23 protein-coding genes are annotated in these 20665 nt (G+C 68.0%); 13 read left to right on the top strand and 10 right to left on the bottom strand.

Going from position 1 to position 20665, the window contains the following annotated elements; genetic code table 11:
- The gene (locus tag GGQ61_RS09805) at positions 1-1359 is read right to left on the bottom strand and encodes a glutamate--cysteine ligase (protein ID WP_183771955.1); all 1359 of its coding nucleotides are present in this window, start codon (positions 1357-1359) and stop codon (positions 1-3) included.
- Positions 1360-1449: 90 nt separating this feature from the next.
- Positions 1450-2184 carry a 16S rRNA (uracil(1498)-N(3))-methyltransferase gene (locus GGQ61_RS09800; RefSeq protein WP_183771953.1) on the bottom strand — a complete coding sequence of 245 codons (735 nt, stop codon included), beginning with the start codon at positions 2182-2184 and terminating at the stop codon, positions 1450-1452.
- A gap of 48 nt (positions 2185-2232) precedes the next feature.
- Here GGQ61_RS09800 and ppk2 point away from each other — a divergent pair, with 48 nt between their 5' ends.
- Together ppk2 and GGQ61_RS09790 are read left to right on the top strand one after the other, a co-directional pair.
- Positions 2233-3012, top strand: a complete 780-nt coding sequence (ppk2, locus tag GGQ61_RS09795) for a polyphosphate kinase 2 (protein WP_183771951.1) — start codon at positions 2233-2235, stop codon at positions 3010-3012.
- 6 nt (positions 3013-3018) lie between these two features.
- Positions 3019-4221, top strand: coding sequence for a DNA glycosylase AlkZ-like family protein (locus tag GGQ61_RS09790; RefSeq protein WP_183771949.1), 1203 nt, complete (start codon positions 3019-3021; stop codon positions 4219-4221).
- On the opposite strand, the gene GGQ61_RS09785 is transcribed toward GGQ61_RS09790, so the two are convergent.
- The 4 genes from GGQ61_RS09785 to GGQ61_RS09770 all read right to left on the bottom strand — a co-directional run bounded on the left by GGQ61_RS09785 (position 4214) and on the right by GGQ61_RS09770 (position 9562).
- Complete coding sequence (locus tag GGQ61_RS09785; RefSeq protein ID WP_183771947.1) at positions 4214-5017, bottom strand: class I SAM-dependent methyltransferase; 804 nt, start codon at positions 5015-5017, stop codon at positions 4214-4216. The two genes, GGQ61_RS09790 and GGQ61_RS09785, sit on opposite strands and share 8 nt — an antisense overlap.
- 66 nt (positions 5018-5083) lie before the next feature.
- Positions 5084-6871: an ATP-binding cassette domain-containing protein gene (locus GGQ61_RS09780; RefSeq protein ID WP_183771945.1), complete on the bottom strand. Its 1788-nt coding sequence runs from the start codon at positions 6869-6871 to the stop codon at positions 5084-5086.
- Positions 6868-8655: an ABC transporter ATP-binding protein gene (locus GGQ61_RS09775; RefSeq protein ID WP_183771943.1), complete on the bottom strand. Its 1788-nt coding sequence runs from the start codon at positions 8653-8655 to the stop codon at positions 6868-6870. The genes GGQ61_RS09780 and GGQ61_RS09775 overlap by 4 nt, the downstream gene beginning before the upstream one ends.
- Positions 8656-8764: 109 nt before the next feature.
- Positions 8765-9562: a class I SAM-dependent methyltransferase gene (locus GGQ61_RS09770; protein WP_183771942.1), complete on the bottom strand. Its 798-nt coding sequence runs from the start codon at positions 9560-9562 to the stop codon at positions 8765-8767.
- Between the two features lie 386 nt (positions 9563-9948).
- Between GGQ61_RS09770 and ubiA the strand changes: the two genes are divergently transcribed.
- A complete protein-coding gene (gene ubiA / locus GGQ61_RS09765; RefSeq protein ID WP_183771940.1) occupies positions 9949-10953 on the top strand; it encodes a 4-hydroxybenzoate octaprenyltransferase in 1005 nt (334 codons plus the stop codon).
- Positions 10954-10971: 18 nt separating this feature from the next.
- Here ubiA and GGQ61_RS09760 read toward each other — a convergent pair whose 3' ends face one another.
- Positions 10972-11388 carry a MerR family transcriptional regulator gene (locus GGQ61_RS09760; RefSeq protein ID WP_183771938.1) on the bottom strand — a complete coding sequence of 139 codons (417 nt, stop codon included), beginning with the start codon at positions 11386-11388 and terminating at the stop codon, positions 10972-10974.
- 160 nt (positions 11389-11548) lie between these two features.
- Here GGQ61_RS09760 and GGQ61_RS09755 point away from each other — a divergent pair, with 160 nt between their 5' ends.
- From GGQ61_RS09755 to GGQ61_RS09740, 4 genes are read left to right on the top strand one after another with little or no spacing between them, the layout of a single operon-like run.
- Positions 11549-12283: an SDR family NAD(P)-dependent oxidoreductase gene (locus GGQ61_RS09755; protein WP_183771936.1), complete on the top strand. Its 735-nt coding sequence runs from the start codon at positions 11549-11551 to the stop codon at positions 12281-12283.
- Entirely contained in the window at positions 12280-13050 is a 771-nt protein-coding gene (locus GGQ61_RS09750; RefSeq protein ID WP_343056108.1) for an SDR family NAD(P)-dependent oxidoreductase, read from the top strand. Before GGQ61_RS09755 ends, GGQ61_RS09750 begins: the two co-directional genes overlap by 4 nt.
- 43 nt (positions 13051-13093) lie before the next feature.
- The gene (locus GGQ61_RS09745; protein ID WP_221220934.1) at positions 13094-13708 is read left to right on the top strand and encodes a TetR/AcrR family transcriptional regulator C-terminal domain-containing protein; all 615 of its coding nucleotides are present in this window, start codon (positions 13094-13096) and stop codon (positions 13706-13708) included.
- Positions 13708-14640 carry a fatty acid desaturase family protein gene (locus GGQ61_RS09740; protein WP_183771934.1) on the top strand — a complete coding sequence of 311 codons (933 nt, stop codon included), beginning with the start codon at positions 13708-13710 and terminating at the stop codon, positions 14638-14640. Before GGQ61_RS09745 ends, GGQ61_RS09740 begins: the two co-directional genes overlap by 1 nt.
- On the opposite strand, the gene GGQ61_RS09735 is transcribed toward GGQ61_RS09740, so the two are convergent.
- The gene (locus GGQ61_RS09735; protein ID WP_183771932.1) at positions 14637-15224 is read right to left on the bottom strand and encodes an HdeD family acid-resistance protein; all 588 of its coding nucleotides are present in this window, start codon (positions 15222-15224) and stop codon (positions 14637-14639) included. The genes GGQ61_RS09740 and GGQ61_RS09735 overlap by 4 nt on opposite strands.
- A 98-nt stretch (positions 15225-15322) precedes the next feature.
- On the opposite strand from GGQ61_RS09735, the gene GGQ61_RS09730 reads away from it, so the two are divergent.
- Together GGQ61_RS09730 and GGQ61_RS09725 are read left to right on the top strand one after the other, a co-directional pair.
- Positions 15323-15985 (top strand): 50S ribosomal protein L11 methyltransferase, encoded by a 663-nt coding sequence (locus GGQ61_RS09730; RefSeq protein ID WP_183771930.1) that lies wholly within the window; start codon positions 15323-15325, stop codon positions 15983-15985.
- Positions 15986-16031: 46 nt separating this feature from the next.
- Complete coding sequence (locus tag GGQ61_RS09725; protein WP_183771928.1) at positions 16032-16373, top strand: VOC family protein; 342 nt, start codon at positions 16032-16034, stop codon at positions 16371-16373.
- 116 nt (positions 16374-16489) lie between these two features.
- On the opposite strand, the gene GGQ61_RS09720 is transcribed toward GGQ61_RS09725, so the two are convergent.
- Positions 16490-16891 carry a hypothetical protein gene (locus GGQ61_RS09720; RefSeq protein ID WP_183771926.1) on the bottom strand — a complete coding sequence of 134 codons (402 nt, stop codon included), beginning with the start codon at positions 16889-16891 and terminating at the stop codon, positions 16490-16492.
- A 54-nt stretch (positions 16892-16945) separates the two neighbouring features.
- On the opposite strand from GGQ61_RS09720, the gene ggt reads away from it, so the two are divergent.
- The 4 genes from ggt (at position 16946) to GGQ61_RS09700 (ending at position 19912) form a co-directional block, all read left to right on the top strand.
- Positions 16946-18709, top strand: coding sequence for a gamma-glutamyltransferase (ggt, locus tag GGQ61_RS09715; protein WP_183771924.1), 1764 nt, complete (start codon positions 16946-16948; stop codon positions 18707-18709).
- Positions 18709-19284, top strand: a complete 576-nt coding sequence (locus tag GGQ61_RS09710) for a YdeI/OmpD-associated family protein (protein ID WP_183771922.1) — start codon at positions 18709-18711, stop codon at positions 19282-19284. Before ggt ends, GGQ61_RS09710 begins: the two co-directional genes overlap by 1 nt.
- Entirely contained in the window at positions 19284-19625 is a 342-nt protein-coding gene (locus GGQ61_RS09705; protein ID WP_183772470.1) for an MmcQ/YjbR family DNA-binding protein, read from the top strand. The genes GGQ61_RS09710 and GGQ61_RS09705 overlap by 1 nt, the downstream gene beginning before the upstream one ends.
- A 98-nt stretch (positions 19626-19723) precedes the next feature.
- Positions 19724-19912 carry a hypothetical protein gene (locus GGQ61_RS09700; protein WP_183771920.1) on the top strand — a complete coding sequence of 63 codons (189 nt, stop codon included), beginning with the start codon at positions 19724-19726 and terminating at the stop codon, positions 19910-19912.
- A 394-nt stretch (positions 19913-20306) separates the two neighbouring features.
- On the opposite strand, the gene GGQ61_RS09695 is transcribed toward GGQ61_RS09700, so the two are convergent.
- Positions 20307-20528 (bottom strand): hypothetical protein, encoded by a 222-nt coding sequence (locus tag GGQ61_RS09695; RefSeq protein ID WP_183771918.1) that lies wholly within the window; start codon positions 20526-20528, stop codon positions 20307-20309.
- Positions 20529-20665 lie beyond the last annotated feature (137 nt).

The following is a 20665-nucleotide window of genomic DNA, read 5'->3' as shown; positions in this document are numbered from 1 at the left end:
TCAGTAGGCGAAGTCTTCGAACACCCGGCGCACGTCGCCCTTCCAGGGGCCGTTGTAGAGCTCGAGCAGACGCTCGGCGGGGGTGATCCCGCTTTCGGCGATGTCCTCAAGCTCGGCGAGGTAGCCGCTCTCGTCGACCATCCCGGCGCTAAGCCGGTTGCGGTTCTTCAGTCCCTGCTTGGCGATGGCGACCATGTCCTTGGCCACGTCCTGGACGCTGCGGCCGTTGACCTGCGCCTTGAGGCCGAGGCGCGCGACGTCGGCACGCAGGCGCTCGTGGTCCTCGACCTGCCAGTCCTTGCAAAGGTCCCAGGCGGCGGCGAGCGCGGCCTGGTCGTAGAAGATCCCCGCCCAGAGCGCCGGCAGAGCGCACAGGCGGCTCCACGGGCCGGAATCGGCGCCGCGCATCTCCAGGTACTGCTTGAGGCGCACTTCCGGGAAGGCGGTGGTGGTGTGGTCGGCCCAGTCCTTGAGGCTGGGGCGGTCGCCGGGCAGCTCGGCCAGTTCGCCGGCCATGAACTTGCGGAACGACTTGCCGGCCAGGTCGACATACTTGCCGTCGCGCTTGGCGAAGTACATCGGCACGTCCAGGGCGTAGTTGGCGTAGGTCTCGTAGCCGAAGCCGTCGGCGAACACGAAGTCCAGCATGCCGGTACGGTCGGGATCGGTGTCGGTCCAGACGTTGGCGCGCGACGAGAGGAAGCCTGACGGCTTGCCCTCGATGAACGGCGAATTGGCGAACAGCGCGGTGGCGATCGGCTGCAGCGCCAGGCTGGTGCGGAACTTGGCCACCATGTCGGCTTCCGAGCCGAAATCGAGGTTGGCCTGGACCGTACAGGTGCGGAACATCATGTCGAGGCCGAGCTTGCCGACCTTGGGCATGTACTCGCGCATGATCTTGTAGCGGCCCTTGGGCATCGCCGGGATCTCGTCCCGCCGCCAGATCGGCGTGAAGCCGAGGCCGAGGAAGCCGAGGCCGAGTTCGTCGGCGACCGTCTTGACCTCGGTGAGGTGCTGGCCGGTTTCCTCGCAGATCTCGTGCATGGTCTCCAGCGGCGCGCCGGAGAGTTCGAACTGGCCGCCCGGCTCTAGGCTGACATTGGCCATGCCGCGCTCCAGGGCGATGATGTTTTCGCCCTCGTAGACGCCCTTCCAGCCGAATCGGGTGAGGCCGTTGAGCAGGGCCTGGATGCCGGCCGGGCCTTCGTAAGGAATCGGCTCGGCGGTCCCCAGCCGGAACACGAACTTCTCGTGCTCGGCGCCCACGCGCCAAGCGGTGGCAGGCTTCTCGCCCGCTTCAAACCAGCGGACCAGGTCCTCTAGCGTGAGGGGTCGCTCGTCGGTCACGACGTCGGCCATCTCGTTCTCCCCAGCCCAATCCAGCCAAAAGCGGCGCGATCTTTACGCCGCTCAGACAGGTGGGCGCAATTCAGGAAACCTCAAGGCGCCTCAGGAAACCTCAAGGCTACGCCAATCGCCCTGAGCAGCTTGCCAAAGAGTGAGCGCGCTGATGGCGGCGGTGTCGGCCCGCAGAATCCGTGGCCCTAGGGTAGCGGGCGTGGCGTAAGGAAGGTTCCGCAGGGCTTCGCGCTCGGCCGGCGAGAAGCCGCCTTCGGGCCCGATCAGGATCGCCCAGGGCGCCGGCGGCGCGCCGTCGAGGGCCGCCAGCACCGGTTTGGCGTCGCCGGCCTCGTCGCAGAACAGCAGCCGGCGCGAGGCGTCCCAGCCCTCGATCAGTTTGGCGAGCTTCACCGGCTCGACGATCTCCGGCACGTCCAGGCGGCCCGTCTGCTCGGCGGCCTCGGCGGCGATCGCGCTCAGCCGGTCGATGCGGGTGCGCTCGGCGTTGGTCCGCTCGGTGACCACCAGCCGCACGCGGCGGGCCCCGAGCTCGGCGGCCTTCTCCACGATGGTCTCGACGCGCGAACGCTTGACCAGAGCGATGACCAAGTCGAGGTCCGGCCCGAACGCCTGGGGTCGCTCCTGGACCGTCGGGCGCAGGATCACGCCGCGCTTGCCGGCGACCTCGATCGTCGCGCGCCACTCCCCGTCGCGGCCATTGAAGACCAGCACCTCGTCGCCGACCGCCCGGCGCATGACCGAGGTCAGGTAGTGGCTCTGGCCGTGGTCGAGCCCGAGGGCGACGTCCTGGGCGATCTCGGCGGCGACGTGAAGACGGATCATGCACGGGGTTCTAGCCCTGGGTGCGGGTTCAGGACTAGGCTTCGATCCATGGCGAAGTCAGACAACGACAACAACGACGACCTGTACGAGGCCGAGCTCGCGAAGTTGCAGCTGGCCCTGGTGCGCTACCAGCAGCACGCGATGAAATCGGGCGACAAGGTGCTGGTGATCTTCGAGGGGCGCGATGCGGCCGGCAAGGACGGCACGATCAGCCGGATCACCGAGCACCTTTCGATCCGCGCCACCCGGGTGGTGGCGCTGCCCAAGCCCACGGAGCTGGAATCCAGTCAGTGGTACTTTCAACGCTACGTCCCGCATCTGCCGTCGGCGGGCCAAGTCGTGATCTTCAACCGCTCCTGGTATAATCGCGCCGGTGTCGAGCGGGTCATGGGCTTCTCGAGCGACCACGACCAGGAGATATTCCTGCGCGACGTCCCGCACTTCGAGGAGATGCTGGTCGAGAGCGGGCTGAAACTGGTGAAGATCTGGCTCGACATCAGCCAGAAGGAACAGGCCGAGCGGCTGAAGGCGCGCCGCGAAGACCCGCTGAAGGCGCTGAAGACCAGTCCGCTGGACGACGTGGCCCAGGAGAAGTGGGCCGACTACAGCGCGGCGCGAGACACGATGCTGACCCGCACCCATCAGGCGATGGCGCCCTGGACCTGCGTCGTGACCGACAAGAAGAAGGTCGCCCGCATCAACGTCATGCGCCACTTGGTCAAGACGATCGCACCGGACGACATCGCCGAGAGCGTCGACGCCCCCGACGGCGACGTGCTGTTCCCGTTCGAGATCGGCGCGATCGCCGAGGGTCGGCTGAACAAGTAGCCGCAGGTGACAGGGGTGGAGGAGATCTCGGCCCGCGAGGCCAGGCGCATCGCGCTGGCCGCGCAGGGGTTCGCCGAGCGGCGGCCGGCCGCGCCTGGCAAGCGGCACCTGCTGAAGACGATCGAGCGGCTGGGCGTCGTGCAGATCGACTCGGTGAACGTGGTGTCGCGCACCCACTATCTGCCGATGTTCTCACGCCTGGGCGCCTACCCGCGGCCGCTACTGGAGGAGATCGCCTGGGGCCGGCGACCCGCCCTGGTCGAGTACTGGGCGCACGAAGCCTCGCTGCTGCCGGCCGCGACGCATCGGCTGCTGCGCTGGCGGATGGACGACGCCCGCGCCGGGGTCGGCGTCTGGAAGGGCGTCGCCCGCTTCCTGCGCAGCCACGGCGACTTCATCGACAAATGCCTGGCCGAAATCGAAACCCGCGGACCGATGCCGGCTTCCGAGCTCAGCCTCGGCGCCAAGGGCGCCGGCAGCTGGTGGGGCTGGAGCGAGGGCAAGCGGGCGCTGGAGTGCCTGTTCTGGGTCGGGGACCTGACCACCGCCACCCGGCGCGGAACCTTTGAGCGGGTCTACGGCCTGCCCGACATGGTGCTGCCCAAGGCGGCGCTGGGCGAGCCGCCGCCGCGCGACGAGGCCCAGCGCGAACTGCCACGGATCGCGGCGCGGGCGCAGGGCGTAGCCACCGAGCGCGACCTGCGCGACTACTTCCGAATGGGCGTGGCCGAGACCAAGGCGCGGATCGCTGAACTGGTCGAGGCCGGCGACCTGATCCCGGTGAAGGTGAAGGGCTGGGAAAGCGGAGCCTATCTGCACGCCGGGGCGCGACGCCCGCGGAAGGTCAGCGCCAACGCCCTGCTCTCGCCGTTCGACAACCTGATTTGGTTCCGCGAGCGGACCGAGCGGCTGTTCGGGACCAAGGTGCGGCTGGAGATCTACACCCCGGCCCACAAGCGCGTGCACGGCTACTATGTCCTGCCGTTCCTGCAGGGCGAGGCGATCACCGCGCGGGTCGACCTGAAGGCCGAGCGCAAGAAGGGCCTGCTGATGGTCCAAGCCGCCCACGCCGAACCGGGCGCGAACGGGGCGACGCCGGCCCTGCTGGCCGACGAACTGAAGCTGATGGCCGGCTGGCTCGGCCTGGACCGCGTCGAGGTCGCGTCGAAAGGCGATCTGGCCGAGGCGCTGGAGAGCGCGCTCAGCTAGATTTTGGCGTCATCACCAGCCAAGGCGTGGCCTGATGCCGGAACTCCCAGACCGCCAGCAGCTGGTCGAGGTGGCCCGCGCCCTTGAGGAAATCCGGAAGCGGCAGGGTCTTGGGCTGCGGGTCCAGGCGGACGATGTCGTGGGTCGGCGAGAAGCGCTCGATCAGCCGGGCCAGGACGCCAGGCCGGTAGACGTCGTGGGTCTCGACGATCAGATCCATGCCGGCCAGGGCCGGCGACAGATCGGGCCGCAGCAGATCGTCTTCCGCGCCCTCGATATCGACCAGCACCAGGCAACGGCGATCCTTGAACGCCTCGAAGCCGTCGGGTGCGAACCGCTCGCCGATGATCACCCGCTCGGACACACCGTTCTTGGCGGCGAGGTCGGCGCAGGCGGCGCGGGCCGTCTCCTGGATGTCGAAGGCGTGAACGGTGACGCCCGGCATCATCCGCGCCAGCCCGACCGCGTAATAGCCCTCGGCGCAACCGACATCGATGACGCAGTCGAGCGACTTCTCAGCGAAGCGCTGAAGATGGGGATGCAGCTCGGACTCGTAGGTGCCGATCAGCCGCGGGGTCAGCGCCCCCTCGGTGGCGGAGGTGACGTAGTCCATGCCCGCGAACGGGCCCTGCATGATCTTGGCGCCGTACTGGCGAATGTAGGCGTTGGCGATGCCGCGCGAGCGCCAAACCGCGAGCACCCGCAAGGCCATGTTCAGTTCGCGCGGATCGGCCAGCGACGGCTCGCGGGCCAGCCGGTCGCGGAGCCACTGCACCACCTGCTCGATGTAGGTCATGCGACTCCCCCCAAGTCGATGGGTCCTTGGGGCATCTAACACCCACAGCGATACTTCTGTCAGCCTTCAGGCTGTTCCCTCGGCGACCGCGTGCAGGCGGGCGTAAGCGCCGCCCATCTTCACCAGGTCGGAGTGGCGCCCTTCCTCGACGATGCGGCCTTGGTCAAACACCAGGATCCGATCTGCGTTGCGCACAGTGGACAGGCGGTGGGCTATGACGATGGTCGTACGTCCGTTCATCAGTTCTTCCATCGCCGCCTGGACGTCGCGCTCGGTCTCCACGTCCAGCGACGAGGTGGCCTCGTCGAAAACTAGGATCGGCGCATCGGCCAGGAACGCCCGTGCGATCGCCACCCGCTGCCGTTCGCCGCCCGACAGCTTCACCCCGCGCTCGCCGACCAGCGTCCGATAGCCTTGGGGCAGCCTGGTGATGAACTCGTGGGCCCGCGCCCGGCGCGCCGCGAGCGCGACCTCCTCGGTCGTCGCGTCGGGACGGGCATAGGCGATGTTGTCGGCGATGCTCCGGTGGAACAGCGCCGGGTCCTGCGGCACCACGGCGATGGCGCGCCGAAGCGAGCCCTGCTGGACGCCGGCGATGTCCTGGCCATCGATCAAGATCCGGCCCTCGTCCAGGTCGTAGAGCCGCTGGACCAGCTTCACGAAGCTCGACTTGCCGGAGCCGGTTGGGCCGACCAGGGCGACACGCTCGCCCGGGCGGATGGTCAGAGAGAAGTTCTGGAACAGCGGTTCGGTCACCGACTTGTAGCGGAAGGTGGCGTTATTGAAGACCACTTCACCCAACTGACCGGCGAACGGCGCGGCGCCCGGGCGGTCGGCGACCTGGGGCTTGATCTCGGCGAAGCGGGCCACGTCCTCGACGTCGTCGAGCCCTTTCTGCAGCATGCGGACGTTCTCGCCGATGTTGCGCAGGTAGCCGCTCATCACCAGGAAGGCGGTGATGCCGAAGGCGACGTCGCCCGGGGTCGCCCTGCCCTGCGACCAGAGCATCAGCAACAGGCCAGTGAGCCCGCCCTGCAGCACCGCCAGCAGCATGTTCTGGATCAGCCAAAGGTCGGTGAAGCGGTTCCAGGTACGCACCACCGCCCCGCGCCATGACTCGGTGATTTCGCCGATGCGGGCGCTCTCGCGGGCCTCGGCGCCGAAGCTGCGGACCGTGGCGTTGCCGGTGATGGAATCGGCCAGCGCCCCCCCGATCCGCGAATCCAGGGCCACCGACCGTTGGTTCAGCGGCCGGCCGTATTTGGCCGTCAGGATGACGTTGGAGGCGATGTACAGACTGACGACGGCCAGCGAGAACAGCCCCACCATCGGCCAGCGGACGATCATCATGCCCGACAAGCCGATGAGCACGAGCAGGGCTGGACCTATCCACATGACGACGGCGTCGGAGACCATGTCGTAGCCCCACATCGCCCGCGACAGCCGCCGCACGGTGGCGCCGGCGAAGGCGTCGGCGTGCCAATCTGCGGAAAACGATTGGATGCGCGCGAAGCCCTCGTCGGTCATGTCGCGCATGTTCAGCGCGGCCAGCGGATTCCAGAACTTGTTGGCGATGTTCCGGACCACGGACAGCACCAGATAGAGCCCGACGAACACCGCCCAGGCGGCCCAGGCGACATCGGCCGCCTGGGGCCCTTCGGCCACCGCGTCCACCAGCCGGCCGGCGGCCAGCGGGATAGCCATGTCGGCGGCGATGGCCAGCAGCGTGAAGATTGTCATGCCGCTCAGCAATCCGGGCCGGCGCAGCCAAAAGCGCATGACGAAGCCGATGACCCTGTGGTTGGGGAGAGTCCTCTGCTTCTGGTCCTCGGCGTCTTCGTAGTGGTCGGTCACAGCTCGGTTCCTTCGGTCACGGCGTGCAGCCGCGCATAGAAGCCGCCCTTGTCGATCAGTTCGGCGTGGCGGCCTTCCTCGACGATCCGGCCTCGGTCGAAGACCAGGATCCGGTCGGCGCCGCGGATGGTCGAGAGCCGGTGGGCGATGACGATCGTCGTGCGACCGACCATCAGTTCCTCCATCGCCGCCTGGACCTGGCGTTCGGTCTCCACGTCCAGCGACGACGTGGCCTCGTCGAGCACCAGGATCGGGGCGTCGGCCAGGAAGGCGCGGGCGATCGCCACCCGCTGCCGCTCACCGCCCGACAGCTTCACGCCGCGCTCGCCGACCGGCGTCTCGTAACCGTTGGGCAGGCGGGCGATGAAGTCGTGAGCGCGGGCCCGCTTGGCGGCCAGCATCACCTCGTCCGCCGTTGCGTCGGGACGGGCGTAGGCGATGTTCTCGGCGATGCTCCGGTGGAACAGCGCCGGGTCCTGCGGCACCACGGCGATGGCGCGGCGCAGGCTGGTCTGGCTGACCTTGGAAATGTCCTGGCCGTCGATCAGGATCCGCCCGCCCTGAACGTCGTACAGGCGCTGGATCAGCTTCACGAACGTGGACTTTCCCGCTCCGGTCGGACCGACCAGAGCGATGCGCTCGCCCGGCGCCACGATCAGGGTGAAGCCCTCGTAGAGCGGCCGGGGCTGGTTGGCGTAGCCGAAGGTGACGCGGTCGAAGATCACCTCGCCGAGGTCGCCGCGGAACGGCCGAGCCTGCGCATCGTCGTTCAGTTGCGGCTCGGTGCGCATGTAGGTCGCCACGTCCAGCATGTCGTCCAGGCCCTTCTGGAGCATCTGGGTGATCTCGCTGAAGTTCCGCATGTAGCCGGCCATGACGATGAACGAGGTGATCGCGAAGGCCACGTCGCCCGGCGTCGCCTGGCCTTGCGCCCAGGCATGGACGAGGAAGCCGGTCAGGCCCGCCTGCAGGATGATCAGCAGCACGTTCTGGCCCAGGCCCACCACGTTGAAGCGGTCCCAGGTCTTGTTGACCGCCCAGCGCCAAGCGTCCGCCGTCTGCGCGAAGCGCTCGGCCTCGCGATCCTCGGCGCCGAAGCTCTTGACCGTCGGATTCGCGCCGATGGCGTCGGCTAGCGCCGCGCCGATCTCGGAGTCGAGAGCGGTGGAGCGCAGGTTGGCCGGGCGCACGAAGTGCACCGACATCAGAATGTTGTAGGCCGCGAATACGCCGATCACGACGGCTACGAACAGGCCGGCCAGCGGCCAGCGCAGGCCGAGCGAGATCGCCAGCCCGCCCAGCACCAGGACGGTCGGCAGCAGCATGGCGATCAGGGCGTCGGCGGCGCTGTCATAGCCCCACATGGCGCGGCTGACCCGCCGCACGGTGGCGCCGGCGAAGTTCGAGGCGTGCCAGTCGGACGAGAAGGCCTGCACGCGGGCGAAGCCTTCCTTGACCATCCGCGACATGATCCGGGCGTAGAAGCCGTTCATCACCCGGAACATGCTGGTCCGGGACATGTAGAACACGAGGTAGAGGCCCGAGAGCGAGGCCCAGGCGATCCAGGCCGCGTCGGTCACCTTCTCCGGACTGGAGACGGCGTTGATCAGGCCGCGGGTGGCCCAGGGGATCGAGAGGTCGCAAACCGTCGCCACCAGCCCGAAGCCGATGATCAGCGCGAACTTCTTCGGCTCGCGCATCCAGTGCCCAGCCATGAAGCCGAGCACCTGGCGGTTGGTCAGGGTTCGGGGACGGTCGAGGTCGTCGTCGAGAATGTCGGTCATAACGGATTTCACAAATCGGCCCGGCATGCCGCCGGGGGTAAATTGAGACATCGAGGGTGGGCGCCGGGGCCCATGGGGGAGCACGGACCCCGGCGCCGCTGCCGCGCCCCTAGACGGGTCGCCGGGCCTCGAAATTGAGTATCCGGCTCGACCGGCCGGGCGGCCGTCCGGGCTGGTGATCGGCGCCGACGGAGATGCACGAGAAGCCCGCCGCGGCGAGCGCCAGTTCGAACTCCTTCAGGCCCCAGAACCGGAAGGCCATGATCTCCAGCTCGGTCTCCACCAGCCGCCCGTCGCGCCAGCGCTCGTATCGGTCGTGGGTGACCCGGCGCTGGCGGACGAGATCGATCTCCACGGCTCGGCCCTCGATCCGCAGGACGTCGCCCGAAGGCGTCGTCCAGGTGCGGATGTCCGGCCGCTCGCTGGTGAGGTGGCCCAGCGGCATCAGGTCGATCAGCAGCCGCCCGCCGGGACGCAGGTGATCGAAGAACCGCTTCAGCACCGCCAGCGCCTCGGCGAAGTCATCCAGCAGGGTGAAGGTCCCGGCCGGCACGAGGATCGCCGCGAAGTCGTGGTCGTAGCCGAAGTCCTGGAACCGCGCCTGGCGGAGCGCGGGCGAAAGGCCGCGCGCGGCGCAGTGGCGGGCGCAGGAGGCGAGCATGTCGGCGGAGCGGTCGAAGCCCTCCACCTCCAGCCCGGCCTCGAGCAGCGGGATCAGCAGCCGGCCGGTTCCGACCCCGGCCTCCAGGATCGGGCCTTCGGTTCCAGCCAACCGCTCCAGATAGAACGGCACGTCGGGCAGCGAGCCCGGCGGTTTGTCGAGATCGTAGACCTCGGTGCACATCGCCCCGTAGCGATTGGGGTGCGGGGCGTTCGTCGGGACCGAAATGGGTTCGGCGATGGACATGTCGTCGTCTTTCGAGACGGACGGATTCCGCGCGTTGCGAAGGAGGAATCCGTGGAATCGGGGAACGCCAGGGCGGCGCGACGGATCGCGCGGGCTTGCTGACGATGGAGGTGCAGATCAGCCCGCTGGCGGGGCCGGGCGCGACCTAGTCGCGGAACCGTCCTGCGTAGGCGATCACGGCGACAAGCGGCATCTGCAGGCGATGATTTACAGCTTTCACGATGATCACCTCCCTATCAGATGGTTGTGGGGCCGGACGACGACGAGCCGCAACCTGCGCGCATGGATTTGCCCTGTCAATCACCATGACCGGTGTTATTTCACCCACATCGCAGAGTTGCAGGCGAGGAGTGGCCGCGGGGCCACAGGCGGAGTAAAGCCTGCGCATGACCGCCCAGCTCCCCGACGCCGCCCCCAGCAACTGGGTCGACCGCCACGCGCCCGCCGCCCTGCAGCCCTGGCTGAAGCTCGGCCGCTTCGACCGGCCGGCAGGCATCTGGCTGCTGATGCTGCCGGGCTGGCAGGGCGCGGCGCTGGCCGCCGCCATGGACGGCAAGCTGCCCGAGCCGCTGCTGCTGGCGAAAATCTTCATCGGGGCGGCTCTGATGCGGGCGGCGGGGTGTGCGTTCAACGACATCGTCGACCGCGACTTCGACGCCAAGGTGGCGCGCACCGCCATGCGGCCGGTGGCGTCCGGCCAGATCAGCGTGGCGCAGGCCTGGGGCTTCATAGTCGTCTGCAGCCTGGTCTCGCTGGGCTTGCTGCTCAGCATGACGCCGCTGGCGGTGGGCCTGGGGGTCGCTTCGCTGGCGCTGGTCGCCGGCTATCCGTTCATGAAGCGCATTACGTGGTGGCCGCAGGCGTGGCTCGGCCTGACCTTCAACTGGGGGGCGCTGCTTGGCTTCGCCGCGGCGACCGGATCCGTCAGCGCCTACGGCTGGTTGGCGGCGCAGGCCGGCGGCGTGGTCCCGGCCGAACAGCTGGAGATCGGACGCCTGACCCTGGCGGCGGCCCTTCTCTACGCGTCGGGGATCTTCTGGACCCTGGGCTACGATACGATCTACGCAATCCAGGATCTGGAGGACGACGCCCTGGCCGGCATCAAATCGTCGACCCGCCGCCTGGGTGCAAACGTCCAGAAAGGCGTGTTGGCCTTCTATGTGCTGAGCTTCGCGCTGGCGCTGGCGGCCGCCTGGGCCGGGGGCCTGGGGCCGCTGTTCCTGCCGCTGGCCGCGCTGTTCGGCATGCACCTGTCGCGGCAGGCGGCGCGCATCGACATCAATGACGGCCCGCTGGCGCTGGCGCTGTTCAAATCCAACCATCTGGCCGGACTGCTGCTGTTCCTGGCGCTGGCGGCTGGCGCCTGGAAAGGCCCCGTGGCGGGGTTCTAGACCGCCACGGGATCGGCCTCAGCCGAAGGCGGCTCGGCCGGCGCGCTCCGCTAGCGATGCTTCCAGCCGGGCGCTGGCGTCGTGCAGCACCTCGATCGCCTGATCGATCTCGCGGCGTTGGGCCTCGAAGGCCTTGATGCGCTCCTTGAACTTGCCCAGGGCCTGGGTGTTCTGGGCGATCAGATCGTCGTCGCGCTCATAGAGATCGAGGATGTCGCGGATCTCGGCCAGCGACAGGCCGACATGCTTGCCGCGCAGGATGAGGGTAAGCCGCGCGCGGTCACGATAGGTGTAGATGCGCGCCTGGCCTTCGCGGCTCGGCGACAGCAGGCCCTGCTCCTCGTAGTAGCGGAGCGCCCGCGGGGTCGTTCCGAACTCGCGGCAGAGCTGGGTGATCGTGAAGGTGGTCGCCGGACGGCGAAGCTTCTGGAGCATCATTACCTCCCTGATTTGTCTCTTATGTGCGGGGCTTGTTCCGCGCCCGTCAGGTCGAAGAGTTCCCCGACCTTACGTTCACGTCAATGCTGACGTTGGGTGAGCATTGCCGCACCCCTTCCTACGGCGTGAGGATGTCGAAAACAGGGAGGATGAGACGATGGGAGAGCTGGATTTCACCGGCCAGACCGTGCTGGTCGTCGGCGGATCGAGCGGGATCGGGAACGGCATTGCGCACGGCTTTAGGGAACGCGGCGCGGAGGTTCACGTCTGGGGCACCCGGGCAACCGCCGCCGACTATGCGGCCACGGAAGGCTCCGACCTCATGGGCTTGGCCTATGCGCAGGTCGACGTCGCGGACCGCGACGCCATCGCCGCCAACGCCCCGGACTTCGAGCGGCTCGACGTGCTGGTGCTTTGCCAGGGCACGGTGGTCTATCGCCGCGGTGAATTCGAGCGCGCCGGCTGGGATCAGGTCATGGCGGTCAACCTCGACAGCCTGATGGCCTGCGCGGCCAAGTTCCACGACATGCTGGCCGCCGCGAAGGGCTCGATCATCATCGTCAGCTCGGTCTCCGGCTTCCAGGCCAACCGCGGCAATCCCGCCTATGCGGCGTCGAAGGCCGGCGCGGTCAGCCTGACCAAGACGCTGGGACAGGCCTGGGCCGGCGACGGCATCCGCGTAAACGGCCTTGCCCCTGGCCTGGTCGACACCAAGCTGACCAAGGTCACCACGGAACACCCCGACCGCCTGCGCGGCGCCCTGAACCGGATTCCGCTCGGGCGAATGGGCGAGCCGGCCGACATGGCCGGCGCGGCGCTGTTCCTCGCCTCGCCGCTGGCGTCTTACGTCGTCGGCCAGACCCTGGTCGTGGACGGGGGGTTGAGCCTGTGAGCCGCCTCAGCCGATCGATGAAGGGCGCGCGGGTGCTGGTCACCGGCGCCGGGTCTGGCATGGGCCGGGCGACGGCCGAGGTGTTCGCAGAGGAAGGCGCGCACGTGGCGGTCACCGACCACGCCCTTGAGCCGGCTGCGGCGGTCGCCGACGAACTGGCGGCCCGCGGCCTCAGCGCGCGAGCCTGGAAGCTGGACGTGTCAGACGCAGCTGAAATCGCGGCCGTCGTGCCGATGATCGCAGGCGAGCTCGGCGGGCTGGACGCGGTGATCAACAACGCCGGCATATCGGCCTTCTCACCGATCGACAGCGACGGCTACGAGGCGGTTTGGGACCGCTCGCTGGCGATCCTGCTCAGCGCCCATCAGCGGGTGATCCGCGCCTCGCTGCCGTTCCTGCGCGCGTCCTCCGCCCCGCGGATCGTCAACATCGCCTCGACCGAGGCGCTGGGCGCGACGGCGATGGACAGCCCCTATGCCGCGGCCAAGGCCGGGGTCACCGGGCTGACGCGAGCTCTGGCGGTGGAGCTGGGCCGCGAGGGGATCACCGTCAACTGCATCTGCCCCGGACCGATCGCCACCGGCATGACGGCGGGCATCCCCGACGACCAGAAGGCGGTCTTCGCCAAGCGGCGCACGGCGCTCGGCCGTTACGGCCTGCCCGACGAGGTCGCGCACATCACGCTTAGCCTGTGCCTGCCGGCGGCGTCCTATATCACCGGCGTGACCATCCCGGTGGACGGCGGACTGATGGCGCGCAACGCCTGACGTCCGATTGACCGCATTGTTTGTATGACGTACAAATAATGCCATGTCGAACGTGCGACCCCTGAAGGCGACGCGTGCGGTCCGGGAGCCGGGCAAGCGGATGCGCTCGCGCCTGCTGGACGCGGCGGTGGAGCTGTTCAAAGACCAGGGGCTGGCGGGCGTGGCGGTGGCCGACATCGCCGCCGCGGCCGGGGCGTTTCCCAGCCAGATCACCTATTACTTCCGCACCAAGGAAGCGCTGTTCGTCGAGGCCGCCTGCCGCGAGGTGCTCTACGTTGCTCGCCAGGCCGAGGAGGAGGCCGCCCGCGCCGCGACGGGACCCGACTACAACCGCGTGCTGGTCGAGACCGTCATCGGATCGCCGGGCTTGGCGTTGTTCATTGAGGCGCTGTCTCTGACCCGCCGCCGGCAGGATCTGGCCCCACAGGTCGAACGCACCTTCGAGCGCCTGCACGCCCAGGGCGACCGCGCCTATGCCGAGACGAAAGCGGCGCGCGGATGGAGCGGCGGCGATGATCCCGCCGTCACCGCCCGCCGATTCTGGACCCTCGCGCTGGGCGTGACCCTGCGCGACGGAGCGACCGGCGCCACGACCCAGGAAGCCGTCGATGAGATGCTGGCCCTGCTGCGGCTCGGCTCGGGAGGAGGAGAAAACTGATGGCCGCAGCCGCCCGCCTTGCGCCCAAGGACTTCTTCACCGACCAGGAATGGGCGCCGATCTCGGCCCGTTCATACTGGCGCGGTCCGGCGATGATCGCCCATGCCTGGGCGCTGATCATCGCCGCCGGCGCCATGGTGGTCATCTGGCCGCTGACCCTGCCGCTGGCGGTGATGATCATCGGCACGCGCCAATTGGGACTGGCCATTCTCATGCATGACGCCGCGCACGGCGCGCTGCACAAGAACCTCAGGGTCAACGACTTCATCGGCGAGTGGCTGACGCCCGGCGGCCTGCACCGCTATCGCCCCTATCACCTGACCCACCACCGCTTCGCGCAGCAGGGCGAGGATCCGGACCTGGTGCTGTCAGCGCCGTTCCCGATCACGCCGCTGTCGCTGCGGCGCAAGATCATCCGCGACCTGACCGGCCAGACCTTCTTCAAGCAGCGGTTCGGCGCGTTCGTCGCCAAGCTGAAGATGCGCAAGGCCGGACAACCGATGCTGCCGATCATCGTCCAGGAGATCAAAGACAAGCGCCGCTGGCTCGGCTTCGGTCTGGCGGTGACGGCCGCCGGCGCGCCGTTCGGGCTGTGGTGGATCTGGCCGGTGCTGTGGGTGTTGCCGCAGGCGACCTGGCTGCCGCTGGTCACCCGGCTGCGCAACATCGCCGAGCATGCCTGCATCGACGTGGGCGAGCCCGACCCGATGCGCCAGGCGCGCACTACCCAGGCGAACTTCCTCGAGCGGCTGCTGATCGCGCCCTACTACGTGAACTATCACTGCGAGCATCACATGTTCATGCATGTGCCTTGCTACAACCTGCCCCGGGTGCACCGCGCGCTGCGCGCAAAAGGCGTCGACGAGCGCATGCTGATCGAACCGGGCGGTTACCTGAAGGTGCTGAAGCTGGCCTCGTCGAAGGCGGCCTAGAGGCCGGCCTTCTTCCGCGCCGACCGGAGCTGGAAGGCGAGAAACAGCAGCACGACGCCAAACACCAGGCCATAGATCCCGAGCCACCAGGTCAGCACCACTCCGCCAGCCATCGGCGCCAGGATCAGAACAATCCCGAACAGCAGCGACACCACCGCCGAGAAGGCCAGCCATCCGCGCGCCGGCGCCGGCCCGCGGCGCATCGCCGTCACCAGCTTCACGCCGCCGGCGAACAGCGCCCAAACCGCGACGATGAGGACGAAGGTGATCATGCCGAGGCCCGGCATGAAGAACAGGATCAGGCTGGCCAGAATATTGGCTATCCCTTCGACCGCCAGCAGGCCCCAGGAGTGGCGCTCGCGCATCGCCCGAAAGGCGCTGGCGATAGACAGGAAGCCGTCCGCCATCAGGTAGATCGAGAACACCAGCACCAGCGACAGCGCCGTCGCCACCGGCGCGAAGATCGCCAACAGTCCGAACAAAATCCCGACGACGCCGCGCAATGCGATCGCCTGCCACGAGACGCCTTCGAACATCGAGGTCAGCACCGGGTTGGGGGAACGCAATCCTTGATCTGTCGTCATGGCCTTCTCCCGCTTGGAGGGAAAAAGGCGAAACCTGGGCGTTCGGTTCCCGCCAATCGCGGCGCGCGCGCTTCGCTCGCGCATGCTAGGGGGCGCGGGTGATCATCCAGACCTTCGAAGGCCGCCGCGCCTTCATCCTCGAAAACACCCGCATCCAGCCCCCGCCGCACACGCCGGAGCTGAACCTTCACCTGGCCGACGAGGTGACGCCGATCTGGCGTCTGACCGAGGAGGCGCTGGCCGAAATCGGTCTGCCGCCGCCGTTCTGGGCCTTCGCCTGGGCCGGCGGCCAGGCCTTGGCGCGTTATGTCCTCGACCACTCGGACGAGGTGGCGGGCAAGCGGGTCCTCGATTTCGCCTCGGGTTCGGGCATCGTCGGCATCGCCGCGATGCGGGCCGGCGCCGGCCACACCTTGGCCACCGACATCGACCCGTTCTGCGGGGCCGCGCTGGCCGTGAACGCCGAACTCAACGACGTGCGGATCGACTTCACCGACCAGAACCTGCTGGACGCTCCGCCGCCCGACGTCGACGTCATCCTGGCCGGCGACATCTGCTACGAGAAGCCTCTGGCCGACCAGGTCATGAACTGGCTGGCCGCCGCGCACGTGCGTGGGACCCGGGTGCTCATCGGCGATCCAGGCCGCAGCTACTTCCCGCGCGTCGGGCTGGAGAAGCTGGCCGAATACGAAGTGCCGACCACGCGCGAACTCGAAGACCGCGAGGTGAAAAAGACCGCGGTGTGGACTCTGCCGGCCTGACCGGCGAGATTGGAACGAATTGAGAACTGAGGTAGCGGAGAGCGTCATGCGCGAAGACGGCAAGATCGACTATGTGGAGCTGCCGGGCGGCGACCTCGTCGCCACCAAGAGTTTCTACCAGTCGGCCTTCGGCTGGACCTTCACCGATTATGGCCCCAGCTACGCCGCCTTCGAGGAAGGCCTGGACGGCGGGTTCGACGCCGACGCCGTGGCCCAGGCCGAGAAGCCGCTGGTGGTCCTCTACGCCCATGACCTGGAGGCCATGGCCGCCAAGGTGCAAGCCGCCGGCGGGGCCGTCGTCAAACCGATCTTCAGCTTCCCAGGCGGCCGGCGCTTCCACTTCCGCGACCCGTCGGGCAACGAACTGGCGGTCTGGTCGGAGAGCTAAGCCGTCGCCGAACCATCACGCGCACCGACTATCGTCGCGTTCAGGACGATGGCGCGCGGGCCGGCATAAGCTGCGGCGAGCGCCGGACGCGATATCCTCAGCGATATCGTCGCCGACTAGGTCAGTTGCGAGATCATGGTCGGATCGCAGGTCGTGGCGAGCGCCACACCCGCACGATCTTTGGCGAGCGGCAGGAGCCCTTCATGCGCGCTGGCCGAAGGCAAGGTCATCGCGTAGCAGGCCTCGGCCGGGCCGCTCATCGCGCCCAGCAGCCGGACCATGTCCTGCTCAATAATCCAAGTTTCGGCGGCGATTTCGTCGGGCGACGCCTGCTGGCCCGCCATCTGGCTGAACGCCAGAACGGCAAGCAACGCCGCCGACGCCGCCAAGGCGTCGATTGTTCGCATGTCTATCCCCAAAGCCGGCATATAGCCGAGCCACCCCGCAAAGGGCAATCGAACGGGCACGGAAAGTCCCTGCGACAAGGTTGGAACGGCCCGCAGAACCAGCGCGCGCAAGGCAAACTTCACCTTATAGTGCCGCGTCGCCGAGCATCGATTTGTGGAGTTCCCATGCGCCGCCGCACCTTCCTCGCCGCCCTGCCCGCCACGGCCCTCGCCGGCGGCGCGATGGCGCAGAGCCGCGCCGACAATCCCAACCGCGACCGGCCCGACGTTCACGGCGGCGACCGCATCGACGGCGCGACCTTCGCCTCGCGCAGCGCCGCCTGGGGCGCGAACGGCGCTGCGGCGACCGCTCACCCGCTGGCCAGCATGGCCGCGCTCGACGTCCTGCGGCTGGGCGGATCGGCGGTGGACGCGGCGATCGCGGCCAATGCGGTGCTGGGCCTCGTCGAGCCCATCGCCTGCGGCATCGGCGGCGACTGCTTCGTCATGGTCTGGGACCCGAAGACCCGCCGGGTCGAGGGGCTGAACGGTTCCGGCCGCAGCCCAAAGGGCCTGTCGCTGGAAACGGTGCGCGGCCGGGCCAAGAACGGCCTGACCCCCCCCTACGGCGCAGTGTCGGTCAGCGTCCCTGGCGCAGTCGACGCCTGGTGGACCCTGCACCTGCGTTACGGGAAACTGCCGTGGAAGGACCTGTTCGCCCCGGCGATCATCTATGCCGAAGAGGGGCACGCGGTGTCCCAGAACGTCGCCTACTACCTTGACCGCTCGCTCAAAAACTTCTCGCGTCCGACGGCGGGTATCGAGGAGGTGGAGAACTTCAGGAAAGTCTGGGCGCCGGACGGCCGCACGCCGAAGGAAGGCGAGGTCTTCAAGAACCCGGCGCTGGGCCGCACCTATCGCCAGATCGCCGCCAATGGGCGCGACGGGTTCTATGGCGGCGAGGTCGCCCAGACCATCGAGACCTATTTCAAGCGGATCGGCGGCTGGATGACCAAGGCCGATCTGGCCGCCCACCACGCGCGCTGGGACCCGCCGCACAAGGTCAACTACCGCGGCGTCGATGTCTGGGGCCTGTCGCCCAACAGCCAGGGCCTGGCGACGCTGCAGATGCTCAACATCATGGAAACCTTCGACTTCAAGGCGATGGGCTTCCAGTCGGCGGCGGCGATCCATCATGCCGTCGAGGCCAAGCGCCTGGCCTTCGAGGACCGCGCCAAGTTCTACGCCGACCCCGACTTCTTCGAGGTCCCGACCGAATGGCTGCTGTCGAAGGAGTATGCGCGCGAACGCGCCAAGCTGATCTCACCCGGCAAGATCCTGACGCCGGTTTTCCCCGGCCAGGCGCCGAGCCGCGGCGACACCACCTACTTCACCACCGCCGACAGGAACGGGATGATGGTTTCGATCATCCAGTCGAACTATCGCGGCATGGGCTCGGGCCTGTCGCCCGACGGCTTGGGTTTCATGTTCCAAAACCGCGGCGAGTTGTTCGCGCTGGAGGACGGCCACCCCAACATCTATGCGCCGGGCAAGCGGCCATTCCAGACCATCATCCCGGGGTTTGCGACCAAGGGCGAGGATCCCTGGCTGTCGTTCGGGGTGATGGGCGGCGACATGCAGCCCCAGGGCCAGGCGCAGATCATCTCCAACATGGTCGACTTCGGCCTCGGCGTGCAGGAGGCCGGCGACAGCCCGCGCTGGCGCCACGGCGGCTCGAGCGAGCCGACCGGCGAGGCGCAGAAGGGGATCGGGGTGCTCAACCTTGAGAGCGGCGTGCCGGAGGCGACCAAGGCGGCGCTGGCGGCCATCGGCTGGAACCTCGCGCCCGATCCCGGCGGCTATGGCGGCTACCAGGCCATCGAACGCTGGCCCGGCCGCTACGCGGCGGCGACCGAGATGCGCAAGGACGGCGTAGCGTTGGCCTACTGATGGCGCCGACCTTCTTCGAGACGCCCGAGGCGTTCCGCGCCTGGCTGGAAGAAAACCACGAGACGGCGATCGAGCTCTCTGTCGGCTTCCGCAAGAAGGTTACGGGCCAAGCCTCCATCACTTGGCCGCAGGCCGTCGACCAGGCGCTGTGCTTCGGCTGGATCGATGGTGTTCGCCATTCGATCGACGAGGATAGCTACCGCATCCGCTTCACGCCCCGGCGTCCAAAGGGGATCTGGAGCCAGATGAACATCCGCAGGATCGAGGAGCTGCAGGCCTTGGGCCTGGTTCATCCTGCGGGACTGGCCGCGTTCGAGGCGGGTAAAGGCCGCACGAACGAGTACTCGCATGAGCGGGGCGCACAGGTCTTCTCCGAGGCCGAGACGGCGAAGTTCCAGGCGAATGCGCCAGCCTGGGCCAACTTCCAGGCCTTCCCGCCGTCGTATCGCAAAGTCGCCATCCACCGCGTGGTCAGCGCCAAGGGAGCCGAAACCCGCGCCAGGCGGATGACGATCCTGATTGACGCTTGCGCGGATGGGGTGAAGCTGGTCTCGGCGACCAAGAGGCAAGCGTGATGACCCCCGATGAAGTCCGCGAACTGGTGCTGGCGTTTCCGGGCGCCGAAGAGGGGACATCCTACGGCCAGCCGTCGTTCAAGGTGAACGGCAAGTTCTTCACCCGGCTGCGTGGCGAGGACCAGAGCCTGGTGCTGCTCGACGTCGGCCACGATGAGCGCGAGATGCTGATGGAGGCCGCACCGGCGACCTTCCACATCACCCCGCACTACAAGGACTATCCCAGCGTCTTGGCGAGGATCGAGAGTCTTCATCCCGGATCGCTGCAGAACTTCCTGGATCGCCGTTGGCGCAAGATCGCGCCGAAGAAGCTCATCAAGGCCCGCGACGCAGGCGCCTGAGCGCCCTACGGAAGATTTCGTGGAACGGAGATGGCGCGCAGCCGCTCAGAGGGGCGATGGTCCGCGCACTTCGCGACGCCAACGGACAGGAGATCCCCATGGCCCAGCCGAAACCGCTCGAACGGTTTGAGTTCGAGGAAACCGACGAGGGCTATCTGCTGACGGTCGCCGGCGCTGGCGGCGAGCCGGTCGCGCTTGAGGTCTCGCCAGACCAGATGGACGCCATCATCGACGCCCTGAACGAGGTCCTGGGCGGGGACGACGACTTCGACGATGACGACGACTGAACCCTACGGGTCGCCAGGCCGGTCTGCACCTGGGCTGAAGCCTGAGCGAGGGTCGCGATAGCAGTCCGAGCGTGATGGCCTGCTTGACCATCCGGACGTTGCCAGCTTGAGCGCCGCCCGCTTCCAGAGCGGCGGCCTCCAGGCGCTTCTGAAGACGCGCGACGTCGGGAGGACTGGCTGCGTCGATGTCCCCGACCCGCACGAAGGCAGAGCCGTATCCGGCGGGAGGGGCGACCGCGGCGCCCGCGACCATGGCGAGCGCAGTCGAAACTTTTGAGCACGGCGTTTCGCTACCGCCAAAGTAAGTCGCAGCGGCGAGGGACGGCAGCCTCGTCGCGCACAACGCTTGACAGATATGGGGTTTGCGGCCGCCGCACCATTGAAAGCCGGACGCCTAGAACTCGTCTTCCATCGCCGAGCGGAACTGCTCGAAGATCTCGGCGGCGCGTTCGTTGCTCGGCTGCTCCGGCTCCGGAGCAGGCTGCGGCGCGACCGCGCCGACCAGCCGGCCCGCCACCGCGCCGTTCTGGACCAGAAGCAGTTCCTCGCCCTCCCCTACGGCGACGAGCAGTTGGGCGAGCTTGGGCGGGAGATCGTCGAGGTCGATGCGTTTCATGACCCTCCGATTTTATCGGCGGCGTGCAGGTGACACCAGACCCGCCCCGCCTTTGCGGCACTGGAGCAGGTTGCGGGCGGAAAACCGCTTCGCACTTTTCCTCAACCCGATCTAGACCAAACGACAGCACGAATGGA

The sequence above is a fragment of the Phenylobacterium haematophilum genome (assembly GCF_014196295.1).
In the GTDB taxonomy this organism is placed as follows: Bacteria; Pseudomonadota; Alphaproteobacteria; order Caulobacterales; family Caulobacteraceae; genus Phenylobacterium; species Phenylobacterium haematophilum.
Note: the sequence above shows the minus strand (reverse complement) of the source record. Positions and strands in the feature narration are given on the sequence as shown.

Excerpts from the sequence above, each read along its gene's own strand:
- GGQ61_RS09805 (WP_183771955.1), bottom strand. The coding sequence starts at position 1,359 with ATGGCCGACGTCGTGACCGACGAGCGACCCCTCACGCTAGAGGACCTG.
- GGQ61_RS09800 (WP_183771953.1), bottom strand. The coding sequence starts at position 2,184 with ATGATCCGTCTTCACGTCGCCGCCGAGATCGCCCAGGACGTCGCCCTC.
- ppk2 (WP_183771951.1), top strand. The coding sequence starts at position 2,233 with ATGGCGAAGTCAGACAACGACAACAACGACGACCTGTACGAGGCCGAG.
- GGQ61_RS09785 (WP_183771947.1), bottom strand. The coding sequence starts at position 5,017 with ATGACCTACATCGAGCAGGTGGTGCAGTGGCTCCGCGACCGGCTGGCC.
- GGQ61_RS09775 (WP_183771943.1), bottom strand. The coding sequence starts at position 8,655 with ATGACCGACATTCTCGACGACGACCTCGACCGTCCCCGAACCCTGACC.
- GGQ61_RS09770 (WP_183771942.1), bottom strand. The coding sequence starts at position 9,562 with ATGTCCATCGCCGAACCCATTTCGGTCCCGACGAACGCCCCGCACCCC.
- ubiA (WP_183771940.1), top strand. The coding sequence starts at position 9,949 with ATGACCGCCCAGCTCCCCGACGCCGCCCCCAGCAACTGGGTCGACCGC.
- GGQ61_RS09760 (WP_183771938.1), bottom strand. The coding sequence starts at position 11,388 with ATGCTCCAGAAGCTTCGCCGTCCGGCGACCACCTTCACGATCACCCAG.
- GGQ61_RS09755 (WP_183771936.1), top strand. The coding sequence starts at position 11,549 with ATGGGAGAGCTGGATTTCACCGGCCAGACCGTGCTGGTCGTCGGCGGA.
- GGQ61_RS09745 (WP_221220934.1), top strand. The coding sequence starts at position 13,094 with ATGTCGAACGTGCGACCCCTGAAGGCGACGCGTGCGGTCCGGGAGCCG.
- GGQ61_RS09740 (WP_183771934.1), top strand. The coding sequence starts at position 13,708 with ATGGCCGCAGCCGCCCGCCTTGCGCCCAAGGACTTCTTCACCGACCAG.
- GGQ61_RS09735 (WP_183771932.1), bottom strand. The coding sequence starts at position 15,224 with ATGACGACAGATCAAGGATTGCGTTCCCCCAACCCGGTGCTGACCTCG.
- GGQ61_RS09725 (WP_183771928.1), top strand. The coding sequence starts at position 16,032 with ATGCGCGAAGACGGCAAGATCGACTATGTGGAGCTGCCGGGCGGCGAC.
- ggt (WP_183771924.1), top strand. The coding sequence starts at position 16,946 with ATGCGCCGCCGCACCTTCCTCGCCGCCCTGCCCGCCACGGCCCTCGCC.
- GGQ61_RS09710 (WP_183771922.1), top strand. The coding sequence starts at position 18,709 with ATGGCGCCGACCTTCTTCGAGACGCCCGAGGCGTTCCGCGCCTGGCTG.
- GGQ61_RS09705 (WP_183772470.1), top strand. The coding sequence starts at position 19,284 with ATGACCCCCGATGAAGTCCGCGAACTGGTGCTGGCGTTTCCGGGCGCC.
- GGQ61_RS09700 (WP_183771920.1), top strand. The coding sequence starts at position 19,724 with ATGGCCCAGCCGAAACCGCTCGAACGGTTTGAGTTCGAGGAAACCGAC.
- GGQ61_RS09695 (WP_183771918.1), bottom strand. The coding sequence starts at position 20,528 with ATGAAACGCATCGACCTCGACGATCTCCCGCCCAAGCTCGCCCAACTG.